The 19,202-nt window shown below is 70.3% G+C and carries 8 protein-coding genes and 1 pseudogene; 6 read left to right on the plus strand and 3 right to left on the minus strand.

The features are described from left to right. Positions 1 to 231 (plus strand): annotated as a pseudogene (locus AC1DWT_RS25475) (IS110 family transposase); the annotation flags it as partial. 48 nt (positions 232 to 279) lie between these two features. Here the strand turns inward: AC1DWT_RS25475 and AC1DWT_RS25480 are convergent. Next, positions 280 to 1,068: a putative protein N(5)-glutamine methyltransferase gene (locus AC1DWT_RS25480; RefSeq protein ID WP_477922696.1), complete on the minus strand. Its 789-nt coding sequence runs from the start codon at positions 1,066 to 1,068 to the stop codon at positions 280 to 282. Between the two features lie 348 nt (positions 1,069 to 1,416). Between AC1DWT_RS25480 and AC1DWT_RS25485 the strand changes: the two genes are divergently transcribed. The 3 genes from AC1DWT_RS25485 to AC1DWT_RS25495 all read left to right on the plus strand — a co-directional run bounded on the left by AC1DWT_RS25485 (position 1,417) and on the right by AC1DWT_RS25495 (position 13,626). After that, the gene (locus AC1DWT_RS25485; RefSeq protein ID WP_477922698.1) at positions 1,417 to 12,000 is read left to right on the plus strand and encodes an SDR family NAD(P)-dependent oxidoreductase; all 10,584 of its coding nucleotides are present in this window, start codon (positions 1,417 to 1,419) and stop codon (positions 11,998 to 12,000) included. A gap of 94 nt (positions 12,001 to 12,094) precedes the next feature. Next, a complete protein-coding gene (locus AC1DWT_RS25490; protein WP_072938179.1) occupies positions 12,095 to 12,508 on the plus strand; it encodes a DUF732 domain-containing protein in 414 nt (137 codons plus the stop codon). A gap of 152 nt (positions 12,509 to 12,660) precedes the next feature. Next, on the plus strand, positions 12,661 to 13,626 hold the full coding sequence (locus tag AC1DWT_RS25495; protein ID WP_095862920.1) for a pirin family protein: 966 nt from the start codon (positions 12,661 to 12,663) through the stop codon (positions 13,624 to 13,626). Positions 13,627 to 13,716: 90 nt separating this feature from the next. Here AC1DWT_RS25495 and AC1DWT_RS25500 read toward each other — a convergent pair whose 3' ends face one another. Together AC1DWT_RS25500 and AC1DWT_RS25505 are read right to left on the minus strand one after the other, a co-directional pair. Further along, the gene (locus tag AC1DWT_RS25500) at positions 13,717 to 14,067 is read right to left on the minus strand and encodes a DUF8021 domain-containing protein (protein ID WP_072938185.1); all 351 of its coding nucleotides are present in this window, start codon (positions 14,065 to 14,067) and stop codon (positions 13,717 to 13,719) included. 1 nt (position 14,068) lies between these two features. Beyond that, positions 14,069 to 15,088, minus strand: a complete 1,020-nt coding sequence (locus AC1DWT_RS25505; protein ID WP_477922700.1) for a hypothetical protein — start codon at positions 15,086 to 15,088, stop codon at positions 14,069 to 14,071. 202 nt (positions 15,089 to 15,290) lie between these two features. On the opposite strand from AC1DWT_RS25505, the gene leuA reads away from it, so the two are divergent. Continuing rightward, a complete protein-coding gene (gene leuA, locus AC1DWT_RS25510) occupies positions 15,291 to 17,099 on the plus strand; it encodes a 2-isopropylmalate synthase (RefSeq protein ID WP_276137407.1) in 1,809 nt (602 codons plus the stop codon). A gap of 176 nt (positions 17,100 to 17,275) precedes the next feature. After that, positions 17,276 to 19,015 (plus strand): aa3-type cytochrome oxidase subunit I, encoded by a 1,740-nt coding sequence (gene ctaD, locus AC1DWT_RS25515; protein ID WP_095862917.1) that lies wholly within the window; start codon positions 17,276 to 17,278, stop codon positions 19,013 to 19,015. The last annotated feature ends 187 nt before the right edge of the window (positions 19,016 to 19,202 follow it).

The following is a 19,202-nucleotide window of genomic DNA, read 5'->3' on the forward strand; positions in this document are numbered from 1 at the left end:
GTCCGGGCAGACGACCCCGGTACCGCCTCAACCGGGGCGGTGACCGGCAAGCCAACCGGGCACTGCACGTGATCGTGCTCTCCAGACTCCAAGTACGACGACCGCACCCGCGCCTACCGGGACAAACGACTCGCCCCAAAGCAAAAGCCCAAACGCGACATCATCCGCTGCCTCAAGCGAGCCGTCGCCCGAGAAATCTTCGCCCTCCTCAACCCCGCAAACCCGGGTTGACACTCATAGGAGCATCACCTGGGGGGTCGCTCACCTGGGGGTAATCGCTCACCTGGGATTGGCGCCGACGACGACGGTGGCGCCCACCTCGCCGGACGTCTCGATCCGGGTGGTGAGCCCGGCCGCCGCGAACGCCTCGGCGGTAAGCGGGGCCTGACTCTCGCTGGTCTCGATCAGCAGATGGCCGCCCGGCGCGAGCCAGTCGCACGCCCCGGCGGTGACGCGCCGCTGGATGTCGAGTCCGTCGGCGCCGCCGTCCAGTGAGACCCGCGGCTCGTGGAACCGGGCCTCCGGCGGCATCAACCTGATCGCGTCGGTGGGCACGTAGGGGGCGTTGGCCACCAGGACGTCGATGCGTCCCCTCAGCGCGGTCGGCAACGGTGCGTACAGGTCGCCCTCGAACACCCGGGCCGGTTCGGCGAGGTTGCGTCGCGCGCACCGGACCGCGGCAGGGTCGATGTCGACCGCGTACAACTCGACGCCGTCGAGGGTGTCGGCGAGCGCGGCGCCCACCGCTCCCGAACCGCAGCACAGGTCGACCACGACCGCGTGCGGGCACGCGAGGGCGGCGGCCTGCTCGACGAGGAACGCGGTGCGACGCCGCGGCACGAACACCCGCGGATCGACCTCGATCCGGAGCCCGCAGAATTCGGCCCAGCCGAGGACGTGTTCGAGCGGGACGCCTGCGACGCGGCGGTCCAGCATCGAGGCGAGTTCGTCCGACGTCCGGGCGGCGGCGACGATCAGGCGCGCCTCGTCCTCGGCGAACACACAACCGGCGGCGCGCAGCCTCGTGACGAGGACGAACTCGAGGGACGGGGAGAGAGACACTGGCATGGGAGAGCCTTTCGGAATGCCGATGGGCGCTCTCCCGGTCACCTTATGTCGGTACGACCGCGCGGTCGCGAAGTGAGAGCACCCGACCTGAACGAACGGACACGGGTCTCACCTCCTCGATACGGATCCTGCTCGGAGTCGCAACACTACCGACAGCGGTGGTCGCCGGGAAGCCGAACAGCCGGAATCGGCATACACCGGAGCGACGGTGGGTATCCCCTGGGCGTGCCGAGCTGACCAGGTGGATCGGTCGTCGGCGCGAAGCTCGGACCGCTCCATCCGCATTGTGCCGGCGGATACAATCGAGGTTTCCGCGCTACGTATGGCGGATCTCGGATAGGACCTCGTATGGCCGATCAGGCGAAGCTTCTCGACTATCTGAAGCGCGTCACCGCGGACCTCTATCAGGCGCGGGAGAAGCTCCGTGAGGTCGAGGGCGTGAGCCGCGAACCGATCGCCGTCATCGGCATGGGCTGCCGGTTCCCCGGCGGTGTGCGATCGCCGCGGGACCTGTGGCGGCTGGTCGAGTCGGGTTCGGACACCGTCGCCGGGTTCCCCGAGGACCGCGGCTGGGGCCTGGCGGATCTTTACGACCCGAAGGCCGAGCAGGCCGGTAAGACGTACACGGTGCAGGGCAGTTTCCTCGACGACCCCGCCGGGTTCGACCCCGAGGTCTTCGGCATCTCGCCGCGCGAGGCGCTGGCGATGGATCCGCAGCAGCGGCTTCTCCTCGAGACGAGCTGGGAGACGTTCGAGCATGCCGGCATCGACCCGCGGTCGGTGCACGGCAGGCAGGTCGGCGTCTTCACCGGGCTGTCCGGCATCGACTATGCGGCGCGGGCGGGCGGCATGCCGCCCGAGGATCTGGAGGGTTACTTCATCACCGGCAACGCGATGAGCGTCGCGTCCGGCCGGGTGGCGTACAGCTTCGGACTGAACGGACCCGCGATCACGGTCGACACCGCGTGCTCGTCGTCGTTGGTGTCCATCCACCTCGCCATGCAGGCGCTGCGCAGCGGTGAGTGTGAACTGGCGCTGGCGGGCGGAGCGACCGTCATGGCGACCCCCGCGGTGTTCGTGGAGTTCAGCCGTCAGCGCGGGCTGGCCCGCGACGGGCGGTGCAAGGCGTTCTCCGCCGCGGCGGACGGCACCGCGTGGGGTGAGGGCGCGGGGATGGTCGCGCTGGAGCGACTGTCCGACGCGGAGCGCAAGGGCCGCCGGATCCTGGCCGTCATCCGGGGCAGCGCGGTGAACCAGGACGGCGCCAGCAACGGCCTGACCGCACCGAACCGGCAGGCTCAGGAGCGGGTGATCGCGCAGGCACTGGCGAATGCGGGGCTCGGACCCGGCGACGTCGACGTGGTCGAGGCGCACGGCACGGGCACGAAACTGGGTGACCCGATCGAGGCGGCCGCCCTCCTGGCCGGTTACGGCCGCGAGCGCCCCGCCGACCGTCCGTTGTGGCTCGGCTCGGTGAAGTCGAATCTCGGGCACACCCAGGCGGCCGCGGGCGTCGCCGGGGTGATCAAGATGATCATGGCGATGCGGCACGGTGTCCTGCCGAAGACTCTGCACGTGGACCGGCCGACCCCGCACGTCGACTGGTCCGCCGGTGCGGTGTCGCTGCTCACCGAGAACCGGGAGTGGCCCGAATCCGACCGTCCCCGCCGGGCCGCGGTCTCGTCGTTCGGCATCAGCGGCACCAACGCCCACGTCGTGCTGGAAGAGGCGCCGCCGGTCGAGCCTTCACCTGACGAACCACCCCGTCCACCTGACGAAGTCGTCGCCTGGTTCGTGTCGGGACACACCGAGCCCGCACTGCGCGCGCAGGCCGAGCGGTTACGCGAGTACGTCACCGGCCACCCCGACCTGACGCCGGCCGCGGTGGCAGGCGCCCTGCTGGGTTCCCGGGCCACGTTCGACCACCGCGCCGCCGTGATCGGCGCACAGCCCCACGCCCTGCTGAACGGCCTCGACGCGCTCAGCCGCGGCGCGCCCAGCGCCGACGTGGTCACCGGTGTGGCGCTGGAGGCCGGCGACCGTCCGGTGTTCGTCTTCCCCGGCCAGGGTTCGCAGTGGGTGGGCATGGCCACCGAACTGCTGGACACGTCACCGGTGTTCGCCGACACCGTGCGGGAGTGCGCCGAAGCGCTGGCTCCGTACACGAACTTCTCGCTGCTGGACGTGCTGCGCGACCGCGATCCTGCCGCGCTCGACCGGGTCGACGTGGTGCAACCGGCGCTGTTCGCGATGATGGTCGGGCTCGCCGGGCTGTGGCGTTCCCACGGCGTCGAACCGGCGGCGGTGGTCGGGCATTCGCAGGGCGAGATCGCGGCCGCGTACGTCTCGGGGGCGCTGAGTCTTTCCGACGCGGCGCTCGTCGTGGCGGCCCGCAGCCGGGTGATCGGCGCGTCGGCCCGGCGGGGCGGCGGGATGGCGTCGGTGACGCTGCCCGCGGACCTCGTGCGGGAGAAGATTCAGCCCTGGGCCGGGGCCGTCGAGGTCGCGGCGATCAACGGTCCGTCCGCGACGGTGATCTCCGGCCCCGTCGACGCCCTCGACCTGCTGATCGCACAGTTGCAGAGCGACGGCGTCCAGGCCAGGCGGATCGCGGTGGAATACGCCTCGCACTGCGCGGACGTGTCCGTACTGCGTGAGCCGATTCTCGACGTCCTCGCGTCGATCACCCCCCGCCGGTCGCGGATTCCGTTCTACTCGTCGGTGACCGGTGGCGTGCTGGACGGCACCGCGCTGGACGCCGACTACTGGTACCGCAATCTGCGCCGGACCGTCCGGTTCGAGCAGGCGACGAGATCACTGGCCGCGGACGGGTACCGGTTGTTCGTCGAGTCGTGCAGCCACCCCGTCCTCACAGTGGCGTTGCAGGAAACCCTCGACTCGGCGGGCGTCGCCGGCCGCGCCATCGGCACCATCCGCCGCGACCGCGCGGGGCTGCGGCAGTTCACCGCCGCGCTCGCCGAGGCGCAGGTCCACGGACTGCACGTCGAGTGGGACCGGGTGAGCTGGGCCCGGCACGACAACCGGCAGCAGTGGGTGGACCTCCCCACGTACGCCTTCCAGCATCGCCGCTACTGGCTGGAGAGCCCGGTTCCGCAGGGCGATTTCGCGTCCACAGGCATGGAGTCGGGCGGACACCCGATGCTCGCCGCGTCGGTCGAACTCGGCGACGGCCGGGGCGCCGTGTTCACGGGACTGCTGTCGCCCCAACGCCTTCCCTGGCTGAGCGACCACGGCGTCGACGGCACGGTCATCCTGCCGGGCACGGCTTTCGTGGAACTCGCCCTGCACGCGGGGAACCGCGTCGGGTGCGGCCGGCTCGAGGAACTCGCCATCGAGGCACCCCTGGTGATTCCCGCGGAGGGCGAGGTGGCATTGCAGGTGAGCGCGCTCGCCGACGGCGAGGCGGGCCGATCCACGGTGTCGGTGCACTCCCGGCCCGCGGATGCCGCGCCGGACACGCCATGGACCCGGCATGCCACCGGCACGCTCACGGTCGCCGCGGACACCGCCGACTCCCTCGAACAGCAGTGGCCACCCGCGGAGGTCACGCCGATCGACGTGCGGGGCCTGTACGACGTGCTCGACGACGCCGGCTACGAGTACGGCCCGGCCTTCCGGGGCCTGAAGGCGGCGTGGCGCCGGGGCGACGACCTGTACGGCGAGGTCCGGCTGAGCGGAGAGGACCCGGCCGCCGCGGTCGCGGGGTACGGGATCCATCCGGCGGTACTCGATGCGGCGCTGCACCTGATTGCGCTCGGAGCCGCGGACACCGGCATCCGGCTGCCGTTCGCCTGGGACAAGGTGCAACTGCACGCCGTGGGCGCCACCGCCCTGCGCGTGCACGTCACCACGACCGGGCCCGAGCGGTACCGGGTCTCCGCGTACGACGCGGCAGGCAGACCGGTGTTGACCGCCGAGTCGCTGGCGCTGCGGCCGCTCGGCGAGGCGGGTGTGCCTGCCGCCCGGGTCCGCGACAGCCTGTACCGGGTGGAGTGGATGCCGGTGGGTGCGTCCAGCACTTCGCCGGCGGACCTGCTGCCGCTCGACGAGGCGCTGGCGGGCGGCGATCCGGACGGTCGCGTGCTGTGGCTCGACCGCGCACCGGGCGACGAGGCGGACGTGCCGGCCCGGTCGCACGCCGCCGCGGAGTCGACGCTGCAGGCGGTCCGGTCCTGGCTCGGCGACGATCGCCTGGCCGAGACCCGCCTGCTGGTCACGACGCGGCTCGCGGTGGCGGTCCGGGACGACGACCCGGTCGACGACGTGTCCGCCGCGCCCGCGTGGGGGCTGATCGGCGCGGTGCAGAACGAGCACCCGGACCGCATCACCCTGGTCGACCTGGACGCGGCGGCCGGTGAACTCTCCGATCCCGCGCTGCTGTCCATGGCCCTGGCCTGCAACGAACCTCAGCTGGCGGTCCGGGACGGGGTGCTGCTGGCGCCGATGCTCGCCGCGGTGACCCCCGCGACGGCCGCGCCCGACGAGGGCCCCGCCACGTTCGGCCCGGACGGCACCGTCCTGATCACCGGCGGCACCGGCACCATCGGCAGGCTGATCGCCCGGCACCTCGTCGCGCAGCACGGGGTGCGGCGGCTGGTGCTGACCGGCCGGCGCGCGCTCGACGCCGAGGCCGAAGACGAACTGCGGGCCGAGTTCGCCGAGTCGGGAACGGACGTCGACGCTGTCTCGTGCGACGTGGCCGACCGCGACGCGGTGGCCGCGCTGCTCGCCGGCATTCCCGACCTGTCCGGCGTGATCCACGCCGCCGGCGTGCTCGAGGACGCCACCGCCGCCACCCTGAGCGCGGAGCAGTTGCACGCGGTTCTGCGCCCCAAGGTGGACGGCGCCTGGCATCTGCACGACCTCACGCGGGACCGCGACCTGTCGGCGTTCGTGCTGTTCTCCTCGGCGGCGGGCGTGCTCGGCGGCGCGGGACAGGCGAACTATGCGGCGGCGAACGTCTTCCTCGACGCACTCGCACAGCACCGCCGTGCCCGCGGGCTGCCCGCGACGTCCATGGCCTGGGGGCTGTGGGACCGGCCCAGCGGGATGACGTCCCATCTGAATGCGGCCGATCTGGACAGGTTGCAGCGCAACGGCATCGACACCATCAGCCCGGAGGCAGGGCTGGCACTGTTCGACGCCGCACTCGCCGTGAATCGTCCGTTGATCGTGCCGGTCCGGCTGTCGACGCGCGCCTCCCGATCCGAGGGCGAGTCGCTGCCGCCGATCCTGCGCCGGGTGCTCGGGGTCCGTCGTCGCCGCGCCGCTGCCGCCGATTCCCCGACCGGCCTGACCGAGGAGTTGCGGGCACTGGACCCCGGAGAGCGGCACAGCCGGGTGCTCGACATCGTCACCACCCACGTGGCGGCCGTGCTGGGTCACGAAGGCAAGGAGGCGATCGACCCGGAACGTGCCTTCAAGCAACTCGGTTTCGACTCGCTGACCGCGGTGCAACTGCGCAATCAGCTGGCGACCGCCACCGGTGTGCGTCTGGCCGCGACGGTGGTGTTCGACCATCCCACCGCGGACGCGCTCACCCAGGAACTGGTGTCCCGCCTGCTCGGGGACGAGGCGGCTCCGCAGCCGGCAGGCCCGACACGGGCCCGGCGGGACGACGACCCGATCGTGATCGTCGGGATGGCGTGCCGCTACCCGGGCAAGGTGTACAGCCCGGAGGACCTGTGGCGACTCGTCCGCGACGGCCACAACGCGGTGGGCGCGTATCCCCACAACCGGGGCTGGAATCTCGACGAGGTGTACGACCCCGACCCGAACCGGCCCGGCACCACGTACATGAAGGAGGGCGGGTTCCTCTACGACGCAGACGAATTCGACGCCGCATTCTTCGGAATCAGCCCGCGCGAGGCGATCGCGATGGACCCACAGCACCGGCTGCTCCTCGAGAGCGCCTGGGAAGCCCTGGAAGAGGCCGGGATCCAGCCGACCGCGCCCGGGCTCACCGACACCGGTGTGTTCGTCGGGCTGATGGGCGGCGACTACGGCTTCCACCTGATGGCGCAGCGCAACGTCGACGCCGAGGGCTATCTGATGACCGGGACCAGCAACAGCGTGGCGTCCGGCCGGATCTCCTACACGCTCGGCTTCACCGGTCCCGCGGTCACGGTGGACACGGCGTGCTCGTCGTCGCTGGTGGCCATGCATCTCGCGGCGCGGGCGCTGCGCGACGGTGAATGCGCGCTGGCGCTGGCCGGCGGGGCGACGGTGATGGCCACACCCGGTGTGCTGGTCGAGTTCAGCCGCCAGCGCGGGCTCGCCTCGGACGGACGCTGCAAGCCGTTCTCCGACCGGGCCGACGGCACCGGGCTCAGCGAGGGCGCGGGAATGGTGGTGCTGGAACGGCTCAGCGACGCCCGGCGCAACGGGCACCGGGTGCTGGCGATCGTCCGCGGATCCGCGGTCAACCAGGACGGGGCGTCCAACGGGTTGACCGCCCCGAACGGGCCGTCCCAGGAACGCGTCATCCGCCAGGCTCTGGCCGACGCCGCGCTCGGCCCCACCGACATCGACGCCGTGGAGGCGCACGGCACCGGCACGACGCTCGGCGACCCGATCGAGGCGCAGGCGCTGCTCGCCGCGTACGGGCAGGGCCGGGAGGGCAGGCCGCTCTGGCTCGGTTCCGTCAAGTCGAACATCGGCCATTCCCAGGCGGCGGCGGGCGTCGCCGGCGTGATCAAGATGGTGATGGCGATGCGGCACGGGGTGCTGCCCCCGAGCCTGCACGGCGACGTCCCCACCCGGCACGTCGACTGGACCGCGGGCGAGGTGTCGCTGCTCGGCGAATCGGTTGCGTGGCCGGAAACCGGGCGGCCCCGGCGGGCGGCCGTGTCGTCCTTCGGGATCAGCGGCACCAATTCGCACATGATCCTCGAACAGCCACCCGAGGACGTGGTGCCGGAGGCCTCGCCGCCGTCGGCGTCGCCACTGGTGTGGGTGCTCTCAGGGAAGACCGGCGACGCACTGCGCGCGCAGGCCACCCGGTTGGCGGAATTCCTCGACACGAGCGAGACCGAACTCCCGGACCCGGCCGACCTCGCCTACTCGCTGGCCACCACCCGATCCGGTTTCACGCACCGCGCCGCGGTGATCGGGCAAACGCTGGACGACCTGCGCGACGGCCTCGCCCGCATCGTCACGGAGCGTCCCGGCGGCAACGTCGTCACCGGGACGAGCGCCCGCGGCAAGACGGCGTTCATGTTCACCGGCCAGGGCGCGCAGCGCATCGGCATGGGCCGCGGCCTCTACGACACCTACCCGGTGTTCGCGACGGCACTGGACGAGGTCTGCTCCGTCCTCGACGAGCATGTGGAAACGCCGGTACGGCAGGTCATCTGGGACGAGGACGACGGCGCGAAGCTCGACAGCACCGAATACACCCAGCCGGCCCTGTTCGCGATCGAGGTCGCGCTGTATCGGCTGCTGCGGGAGTGGGGCATCACCCCCGACTACCTGATCGGCCATTCGATCGGCGAGATCACCGCGGCCCACGTCGCGGGTGTCTTCAGCCTGCCCGATGCGGCTGCCCTGGTCGGTGACCGGGGACGGTTGATGCAGTCCACCAAACCGGGTCTGATGATCGCCGTCCGGGCACGCGAGGAGGACATCCTGCCGCGGATCGACGGCCGCGTCGATCTCGCGGCCGTCAACGGCGCCGAATCCGTCGTCCTCGCCGGCGGCGAACGCGACGTGCACGCCGTCGCCGCCGAACTGTCCGCCGCCGGACTGAAGACCACGAGCCTGCGGGTCGAACGGGCCTTCCACTCGACCCTGATGGATCCCATCCTCGACCAGTTCACCGCCGTGCTGTCCAAGCTGACGGCGCAGCCGCCGAAGATCCCGGTCGTCTCCAACGTCACCGGACGCGTCGCCGCCGCCGAGGAACTCGTGTCCCCGGAGTACTGGACCCGGCACATCCGGCACACGGTGCGGTTCCACGACGGCATTCGCGCCCTCGACGAACTCGGCGTCACCCGCCTCGTCGAGGTCGGTCCCGGCGCGACCCTGGCGGCACTCGCCGCCGAGGTCGTCCCAAACACGATCGCCACACTGCCCGGGCGCGAGAACGAGGCGCACGGGATCATCGAGGCGGTCGCCGCCGCCTACGTGCAGGGCGCAACCGTCGACTGGGATCGGGTGCTGCCCGGCCGCCGCCGCGTGGCCCTGCCCACGTACGCATTCCAGCGCCGCTCCTACTGGCCGACGGCGGCCGTCCGGAACACCGGCGATCCGACCGAACTGGGGCTGACCCCGTCCGATCATCCGCTGCTCGGTGCCGCGGTGACCCTCGACGACGATGCGACCCTGTTCACGGGACAGCTGTCGCTGCACCGGGATCCCTGGCTCGTGTCACCGTCGGTCGACGACGGCGACACCCCGGTACCCGACCACGGCGAGGCGAAGACGGTGCTGCCCGCGGTGCCGGTCGAACTCGCCCTGCACGCGGCCCACCACGTCGGTCTCGACCACATCGACGAACTCACCCTGCACCACCCGCTCGTCCTCCCGACGTCGGGGCTGGCCTCGATCCGGGTGCTCGTGTCGCCGCCGGGCACCACCGGGGCCCGCAGCGTCACCGTCTCGTCGAAGTCGGGTGACCCCGACAGCCCGGACAGCTGGGTTCGGAACGCGTCGGCGACAATCGACGACGTCACCGGCTCGTCGGCCCAAGTGCCGCAACAGGATCCGGGCGACACCGAGACCGAGGTGCGGCTCGGGGACGGCGTCGACACGAGTGGGTTCGGCATCCACCCGGTGCTGCTGCAGGCCGCGATCGAACCCCTCCTCGGGTGGGACGGCTGGCCCCAGACGTGGTCGGGAATCCGTCTGCACACCGTCGGTGCCGACGCGGTGACCGCCCGGTTCACGCCCGGCGACGACGGGAGGCACCGCGTCGCCGCCGTCGACCCCGCCGGTGAACCGGTGCTGACCGTCGATGCGCTGCGCGTGGTGCAGCGGGCGGACGACGGGGGTCGTCCGGCGTCGCTGCGACTGCACCGGACCGCCTGGATCCGGGTGGAGGTCGCGCCGTCCGAGCCTCGCGGACCGGTGGTCGTCCTCGGCGCCGACGGGTTCGGCGACCCGGGCACCGGTTCGACGTTCCCGGGGTGTCCCGACCTGGAGGCGTTGCGGACGGCGATGGAGTCCGGGCCGGACGAAGACGACCGGCGTCCGTGGACGGTGCTGGTCGGGTGCGCGACCGACGGCGACCACGGTCCGGACGCGACCCACGAACTGTGCGCGCGGGTGCTGCGACTGCTGCAGGAGTGGCAGGACGACGACACGTTCGCCGACAACCCGCTCGTGATCGTGACCCGCAACGCCATGGTCACCGACGACGGGCAGGACCACGACGCTCGCCCCGACCTCGCGGCCGCGGCGGTGTGGGGCCTGGTGGGCTCCGCCCAGAACGAGAACCCGGACCGGTTCGTGCTGATCGACCTCGACGACGCATCGGACGCCGAGGCCGCGATCACGTCGGCACTGGCGAGCGGGGAACCGCAGGTGGCGGCCCGGAACGGCACCCTCTGTGCACCGCGGTTGCGGCGCATGCCCGCCGTCGACGAACCGACCCCGTTCGATCCCGGCGGCACGGTGCTGGTCACCGGCGGCACCGGCACGGTCGGGTCTCTGGTCGCCCACCACCTGGTGACCGAGCACGGGGTACGACACCTGCTGCTGACCAGCAGGCGCGGGCCCGGCGCCGAGGGCAGCGACCGGTTGCGCCGTGAACTGGGCGATCTGGGCGCCGAGGTGAGCATCGTCGCCTGCGACACCGCGGACGAGTCGGCGGTCGCCGGGTTGCTGGCGGGGATACCGTCCGAGCATCCACTGACGGCGGTGATCCACGCGGCAGGCGTGATCGACGACGGCACCCTGGCGTCGCTGACGCCCGAGCGACTCGACACGGTCCTGCGGCCGAAGGTCGACGCGGCCTGGCACCTGCACCGGTTGACCGCGGACAGCGACCTGCGGGCGTTCGTCGTGTTCTCCTCACTCGCCGGCGTCCTCGGCGCTCCCGGGCAGGCGAACTATGCGGCCGCGAACATGTTCCTCGACGCCCTCGCCCACCACCGGCACGCCCTCGGGCTGCCCGGACTCTCGATCGCGTGGGGCATGTGGGCGACACCCAGCGCCATGACCGACAACCTCGGTGCCATCGACCTCGCCCGCGCCCGCCTCAGCGGGATGGTTCCCATGCCCGCAGCCGACGGCCTGGCGCTGTTCGACAGCGCGCTGGCCGCCGGTGCCCCCACCGTCGCGGCCGCGCGGTTCGACCACTCCGGTTCGGCCGCACCGTACGTTCCCCCACCGCTGCGGGGCCTGATCCGGGAGTCGCGCCCCCACGCCGCGGGATCGGACTCGGTCGTGACCGGGCCGAAGGGGTCGGGGCCGTCGGACTGGTCGCAGCGACTCGCCGACCTGTCGATCCCCGAACAGCGGCACCTGATGCTCGACCTCGTGCGGGGCGGGGCCGCCACCGTGCTCGGCTACGACGCGTCCGACTCCGTGGACCCCGACCAGGCGTTCAAGGAACTCGGCTTCGATTCACTCGCGGCCGTCGCGCTCCGCAACCATCTCGGCGCCGCTACAGGGCTGCGGTTGCCGCCGACCATGGTGTTCGACCACCCGAGTCCGCGGGCCGTCGCCGAGTTCCTGCGCTCGGAACTCGTTCCGGATCCGATGTCGGTGGCGCTCGCCGACGTCGACCGGCTTCGCGCCACCATCGCCGAACTCGGCGACGACGCCGAGGCGCGGTCGGCCATCGCGCACCGCCTCGGAAGCCTCCTCGCCGAGGTCGGAACGTCCGACGACGCGCATGCCGCCGCGGTCGACAAGATTCATGCCGCAACGAGTGAGGAGATCCTGGACCTGATCGATCGCGGTCTCTGACCGGGAACAGCGTGGGTGATCGCCGCCGGGAACACCGGCCCCGCAGGCGATACGATCGTCGCCGTCACAGGCCTCGAAAGGAATCACACGCCCCATGCGCCGCACCCTTGCTCTGACCGCCCTCACCGTCTGCTCCGCGGCACTCCTCACCGCCTGCGGTGGTGGCGACACCGACACCGCAGCATCCGAGACCACGTCCGCCTCGGCGTCCGTGGCGGCGCGGACGACCGCCGCCACCGCGCCCGGCAGCCGAGTGTTCGCGGTCGCCGACGACCCGCAGACGGCCGCCGACTATCTGGCCTACCTGCGCGCGAACAACCAGACCGTCACCGACGACGACCTGGCGGTCCATCAGGCCGGCGAGATCTGCACCGCCCTCGACGCGGGCAAACCGCTCGACCAGGTGCGTGAGGAGTGGACGCCGATGCTCACCAACGACGGCGTCTACCCGTACATCATCGGCGCGATCACGCGGTACTGCCCGGACCACGAGAACGTCCTCAACTAGGCGCTCCGCGCCCGTGCGTGGTTAACGAGTCTCTGCGCTCGCCGGCCACGCACGGGCGGCGGAGCCGCCCTGTGGGAATACCTGGACGCAGCGGGTGTTACACACCATGCAGTAGTTGAACAATCAATTACCTGAGTACGAGGAGACACCCCATGCCAGCCGTGACGGTCGACAACATCCTTGCCCTGCCGCGTATCGACGCGCCTGCTCCCGGCGCCGTCGACCGCCCGGTCCGTTCGCTCACCACCGCACCCGTCGGGTACGAGGGCGAAGGGTTCCCGGTGCGCCGCGCGTTCGCCGGCATCGACCTGCCGGCCCTCGACCCGTTCATCCACATGGACCAGATGGGCGAGGTCGACTACGCACCCGGTGAACCCAAGGGCACCCCGTGGCATCCGCACCGCGGCTTCGAGACCGTCACCTACATGATCGACGGCATCATGGAGCACCAGGATTCCAACGGCGGCGGCGGAACCATCGGTGGCGGCGACACCCAGTGGATGACCGCGGGTGGCGGCATCCTGCACATCGAGACCCCGCCCGAGCATCTGGTGACGAGCGGTGGCCTGTTCCACGGCGTCCAACTGTGGGTGAACCTGCCGCGCGACAACAAGATGGCCGCACCCCGCTACCAGGACATCACCGGCGCGAAGGTGGCCCTGCTGTCCTCGTCCGACGGCGGCGCTCTCGTTCGCGTGATCGCCGGCGACGTGGACGGTCACCACGGTCCCGGTTCCACCTACACGCCGATCAGCCTCGTCCACGCGACGGTCGCGCCGGGCGCGAGCCTGACGCTGCCGTGGAACCCCGAGTTCAACGCGCTCGCCTACGTCCTCGCGGGCGAGGGGCTCGTCGGGTCGGAGCGCCGTCCGATCCGCATGGGTCAGACGGCCGTCTTCGGACGCGGTGACACCCTGACGATCGCCGCGGCCGACACGCAGGATTCGCGGACCAAGTCGTTCGAGGTGTTCGTCCTCGGCGGCAAGCCGATCCGCGAGCCCGTCGCGATGGCCGGACCGTTCGTCATGAACACCAAGGCCGAGGTGCTGCAGGCGTTCGAGGACTTCCAGGCCGGTCGCCTGGGTTCCGTTCCCGCAGCGCACGAGACGCTCGCCTGACGGGTACGTGAGCGGCAAAGCGCGCGCGAGCACACTTTGCCACTCACGTACCGGAAGTCCCAGCGCGACAACCGCTCAGGGGGCGACCCGTCAGGGTCGCCGGATCTTCGCGTCGATGCGGTGGATGCGCAGGTCGTGTGGCGGGATCCGGAACGTCTCGACCACCCGGACCGTCGCGAGGGTGCGGCCGAGGAGTCCGGCGTCCAGGAGGTAGTCGACGGTGACGTCGTCGCCGTCGACCGTCCACACGCAGTCGCGGATCGACCGGATCACCCGGTACTGGGGGCCGCCGGACAGGCTTCGGCGCAGGTGATTTCCGGAGAATGCCGTCTTCAGCCCCATCTCGTACCGCACGGCCCGGGGTTCGATGGGCACCGAGTTGCCGTCGTGGCTGAGCAACGCGTCCAGATAGGCCCGGGCGACATCGACCTGTGTGTTCATCTCAGTAGTCGAACACTTCGGTCGCGGCGAGCACCAGCGTTTCCGCGTCGTCGCAGCTAGGTGCGGACGCCGCGACGGACGCCGTCAGCCGGTTGCCGATTTTGTCCCGTTCGCTCATCGGGCTCGACGGCACGTTCGTGTCGAACACTTCCCCCGGATAGAAGTAGTAGTGGCATTCGATCGCGTCCCGGAAGTAGGTGAACGGCTTGTCGTCGAGTTCGACCGTTTCGGGTCCGCCGGCCTGCGACGGTTCCGGCGACAGCGCCAGCTGCACGGACGCCTCGGCGCCGCCGCGGAGTGTCAGGAGACATTCGTAGGGGCGGCTGCCGGGGGTGAACGCCTCGACGCCCCGTCCGGACAGCTGCTCGACCACCCGGCACGGATCCTGTTGCGCGAGAGGAATATCCGACGGCCAAGACACCGGGGACCCCAGCCTGCCCACGACCGATGCGAGTACCGTGCGCGCCTCCGCGCAGTCGTCGCCCGCCGCGGAGTCGCCCGTCCCGCCTGCCCCGTCGAGGTACGACACGTGCCCCCAGCGCCCCGGCGCGTCTGCCGCGCCCGGGACCGGCGGCAGCGAGAAGTAGAGGGTGCACGTGCCCGGGAGTGCGCCGGCCGCGGGACGCACCTCGATTCCCGACGTCGCCTCCCCCGCACCGGTGCGCTCCGTGGGTTCGCGTTCACCCACCGTCACCTCGACCCAGACGGGGTTGGCGGGTGTGCCGCGGGCAGGCACCAGTTCGGCGTGGCAGGTCGACAGGTCGCCGACGGGCCCGTACGCGGTGACCTGCCCGAACGAGGCGATCAGATCTCGGTCGAGCAGACCGCACGGGGCGAGGTCGCGGGCCGCGGCGGCGACGGCCAACTCCGCGCGGGTGTGCTCGCTGACCGGCAGGCCGTAGATCGGCTCGCCTGTCCGGGTGACGCTCGGCGCCCCCGCGACGACGCCGGAACACGACACCAGCAGCATCGCAAAAGTGGCGGCCACCAGCGGTGATACCACCGTCGCGCTGCGGCCCACCGCTCTCTCCTCACTCGGACTTCGAACCCCGGCACGCGAACGATGGTGCCCGGAGTACAGTCTGAGTATGCAGCGCGCACTCCTCCTTGGTTGCCGCGACGGGGTCTGATCCAGACTGGCTTCCCGTCGCGGGGTTTCGCGTGCGCCGGTCGACACAGCCGTTGGACTCAGAAAGTCCACATCGAACCTGGAGATCAATCCCATGTCCCCCGCTGACGCCTTTACCTCCGGAACGCGCACCATCACGCCGCCTTCCAAGCCTGCTCCCTCCGATCAGCCGGAATGGAACACGCAGAAGAATTCGTCGATGCCGACGTTCCGCTACCGCTCCTTCTCCGAGGAAGTGGAGCCGGTGTCGCTGCCGGATCGCACGTGGCCCGACAAGATCATCGACCGCGCCCCGCAGTGGTGCGCCGTCGATCTCCGTGACGGCAACCAGGCACTGATCGACCCGATGAGCCCCGCCCGCAAGCGCCGCATGTTCGAACTGCTGGTGCGGATGGGGTACAAGGAGATCGAGGTCGGCTTCCCGTCGGCGAGCCAGACGGATTTCGACTTCGTCCGCGAGATCATCGAAGACGGCGCGATTCCGGACGACGTCACCATTCAGGTGCTCACGCAGTCCCGGCCGGAGCTGATCAAGCGCACGTTCGAGGCCTGTGAGGGCGCGAACAAGGTGATCGTCCACTTCTACAATTCGACGTCCGTCCTGCAGCGCCGGGTGGTGTTCAAGGCCGACCGCGAGGTGATCAAGAAGATCGCGACGGACGCGGCGACCCTGGCCCTCGAAGAGGCGAAGAAGTACCCGGACACGCAGTGGCGCTGGGAGTACTCCCCCGAGTCGTACACCGGCACGGAACTCGAGTACGCCAAGGAGGTGTGCGACGCCGTCACCGAGGTGCTGCAGCCGACGCCGCAGAACCCGGTGATCCTGAACCTGCCCGCCACCGTGGAGATGGCGACGCCGAACGTGTACGCCGACTCCATCGAGTGGATGCACCGCAACCTGGCCCGCCGCGACTCGGTCATCCTGTCGCTGCACCCGCACAACGACCGCGGCACCGGCGTGGCCGCCGCCGAACTGGGTTACCAGGCCGGGGCCGACCGCATCGAGGGCTGCCTGTTCGGTAACGGCGAGCGCACCGGCAACGTCTGCCTGGTCACGCTCGGACTCAACATGTTCACCCGGGGCGTCGACCCGCAGATCGACTTCTCGAACATCGACGAGATCCGCCGCACCGTCGAGTACTGCAACCAGCTGCCCGTCCACGAGCGCCACCCGTACGGCGGCGACCTCGTGTACACCGCGTTCTCCGGCAGCCACCAGGACGCGATCAACAAGGGTCTCGACGCGATGAAGTTCGACGCCGACTCGCAGGACGCGGACGTCGACGACATCCTGTGGGCGGTCCCCTACCTGCCGATCGACCCGAAGGACGTGGGCCGCACGTACGAGGCCGTGATCCGCGTGAACTCGCAGTCCGGCAAGGGCGGCGTCGCGTACATCATGAAGGCCGATCACGGGCTGGTGCTGCCGCGTCGCCTGCAGATCGAGTTCTCGCAGGCCGTCCAGCGGATCACCGACGGCGAGGGCGGCGAGGTGTCGCCCAAGGAGATGTGGGACGTTTTCCACGAGGAGTACCTGGCTCCGATCACGCCGCTCGAGCGGATGAAGCAGAAGGTCACCGCGGCCGAGGAGGACGGCGGCACCGACTCCATCACCGCGACGGTGAAGGTCGACGGCAAGGAGCACGAGATCTCGGGTTCGGGCAACGGCCCGCTCGCCGCGTTCGTCGACGCGCTCGCCACGATCGACTTCGACGTGCGCGTCCTCGACTACTCGGAGCACGCCATGTCGGCGGGCGACGACGCCCAGGCGGCCGCGTACGTCGAGTGCGCGGTGACCGCTCCCGACGGGCGGAACACCGTGGTCTGGGGTGTCGGCATCGCGACGTCGATCACCACCGCGTCGCTGCGCGCCGTCGTCTCGGCGGTCAACCGGGCGCACTGACCGCTGCCGCACCACCGCTGCCGCAGGCGCGCATCACGTGCACCTGCGGCAGCGTCGTTTCCGGGGCCGCTCATTTTCAGGCCCTCGGAAAATGGCGCTCTCCGGGCACCGGGTGACTACCCTGGTAACGGAGTCCACACCGGACCCGAACCGCCTCGGACCCCTCGGGGGGCGTCGTGAATCTGGCATTTCAACAGCATCGTCCGGTCCGTCCGTATCCGGCCCGGCGCCGCGCCAAGGGCAGCTTCTTCTACAAGATGATCACGACGACGGATCCCAAGGACCTGGGGATTCTGTACCTGATCACGTCGTTCGCCTTCTTCATGGCCGGCGGTCTGATGGCGCTGCTGATCCGCGGCGAACTGGCCGTCCCGGGTCTGCAGTTCCTGTCGAACGAGCAGTACAACCAGCTGTTCACGATGCACGGCACGATCATGCTGCTGCTGTATGCGACGCCGATCGTGTTCGGGTTCGCCAACTACATCCTGCCGCTGCAGATCGGTGCCCCCGACGTCGCGTTTCCCCGCCTCAACGCATTCAGTTACTGGGCGTTCCTGTTCGGCGGGACCATCGCGATCGCGGGCTTCGTCACCCCGGGCGGTGCCGCGGACTTCGGCTGGACGGCGTACTCGCCGCTGACGAGCGCGCTGCACTCGCCGGGCGTCGGCGCCGACCTGTGGATCATGGGGCTGGCGCTGTCCGGCCTCGGCACCATCCTCGGCGGGGTCAACATGATCACCACCGTCATCTGCCTGCGGGCGCCGGGCATGACGATGTTCCGGATGCCGATCTTCACGTGGAACATCTTCGTCACCAGCATCCTGATCCTGGTCGCGTTCCCGATCCTCACGGCCGCGCTGATGGGTCTGTTCGTCGACCGGCACCTGGGCGGGAACCTGTACGACCCGGCGACCGGCGGCGTGCTGCTGTGGCAGCACCTGTTCTGGTTCTTCGGCCACCCGGAGGTGTACATCGTGGCGCTGCCGTTCTTCGGCATCGTCACGGAGGTCTTCCCGGTGTTCAGCCGCAAACCGGTGTTCGGGTACAACGGGCTCGTCTACGCGACGATCGCCATCGCGGCCCTGTCGATCGCCGTGTGGGCGCACCACATGTACGCGACCGGCGCGGTGCTGCTCCCGTTCTTCTCGTTCATGACGTTCCTGATCGCGGTGCCCACCGGGGTGAAGATCTTCAACTGGGTCGGCACCATGTGGAAGGGTCAGCTGACGTTCGAGACCCCCATGCTGTTCTCGCTCGGCTTCCTCATCACGTTCATCTTCGGTGGCCTCACCGGCGTCATCCTCGCGAGCCCGCCGCTGGACTTCCACGTCACGGACAGCTACTTCGTCATCGCCCACTTCCACTACGTGCTGTTCGGGACGATCGTCTTCGCCACCTACGCCGGCATCTACTTCTGGTTCCCGAAGATGACCGGACGCATGCTCGACGAACGCCTCGGCAAGTGGCACTTCTGGACGACGTTCACCGGGTTCCACGGCACGTTCCTCGTCCAGCACTGGCTCGGCGCGGAGGGGATGCCGCGCCGCTACGCCGACTACCTGCCCTCGGACGGCTTCACCGTTCTCAACTCGGTGTCGACGGTGTTCGCGTTCGTCCTCGGCGCGTCGACGGTGCCGTTCGTCTGGAACGTCTTCAAGAGCTACCGGTACGGCGAGGTGGTGACGGTGGACGACCCGTGGGGTTTCGGCAACTCCCTCGAGTGGGCGACCAGCTGCCCGCCGCCGCGGCACAACTTCACGGAGTTGCCGCGCATCCGCTCCGAGCGGCCGGCGTTCGAACTGCACTATCCGCACATGGTCGACCGGATGCACCGCGAGGCGCACGTGGGCCTGCGGGGCGCGGTGGCGCACGCGACCGAACCCGCGGCCGTCGAACCGAAGGTGAACCCTCAGTAACTTCCGTGTGAAAGTTCCCGTCTGCGAGAACATCTCGAAAAACCGGACGAAACCGACTCTGTGACAACGGGTTGCAGACAACTCGCCGAAGGACGCCCAGTTCGACGAAATTCCGGCCTTCTTACTCTCTCGTAGGGTCGACACGCAAGTCCTTGAAGACTTGACAAGCCGATCGGGGCTCCGCAGA

The organism is Rhodococcus sp. P4_B6, assembly GCF_056402215.1.

What these genes read in the sequence shown, in the direction of transcription:
- leuA (WP_276137407.1), top strand. Translation starts at nt 15,291, where the DNA reads ATGTCCCCCGCTGACGCCTTTACCTCCGGAACGCGCACCATCACGCCG.
- AC1DWT_RS25485 (WP_477922698.1), top strand. Translation starts at nt 1,417, where the DNA reads ATGGCCGATCAGGCGAAGCTTCTCGACTATCTGAAGCGCGTCACCGCG.
- AC1DWT_RS25495 (WP_095862920.1), top strand. Translation starts at nt 12,661, where the DNA reads ATGCCAGCCGTGACGGTCGACAACATCCTTGCCCTGCCGCGTATCGAC.
- AC1DWT_RS25500 (WP_072938185.1), bottom strand. Translation starts at nt 14,067, where the DNA reads ATGAACACACAGGTCGATGTCGCCCGGGCCTATCTGGACGCGTTGCTC.
- AC1DWT_RS25490 (WP_072938179.1), top strand. Translation starts at nt 12,095, where the DNA reads ATGCGCCGCACCCTTGCTCTGACCGCCCTCACCGTCTGCTCCGCGGCA.
- AC1DWT_RS25480 (WP_477922696.1), bottom strand. Translation starts at nt 1,068, where the DNA reads ATGCCAGTGTCTCTCTCCCCGTCCCTCGAGTTCGTCCTCGTCACGAGG.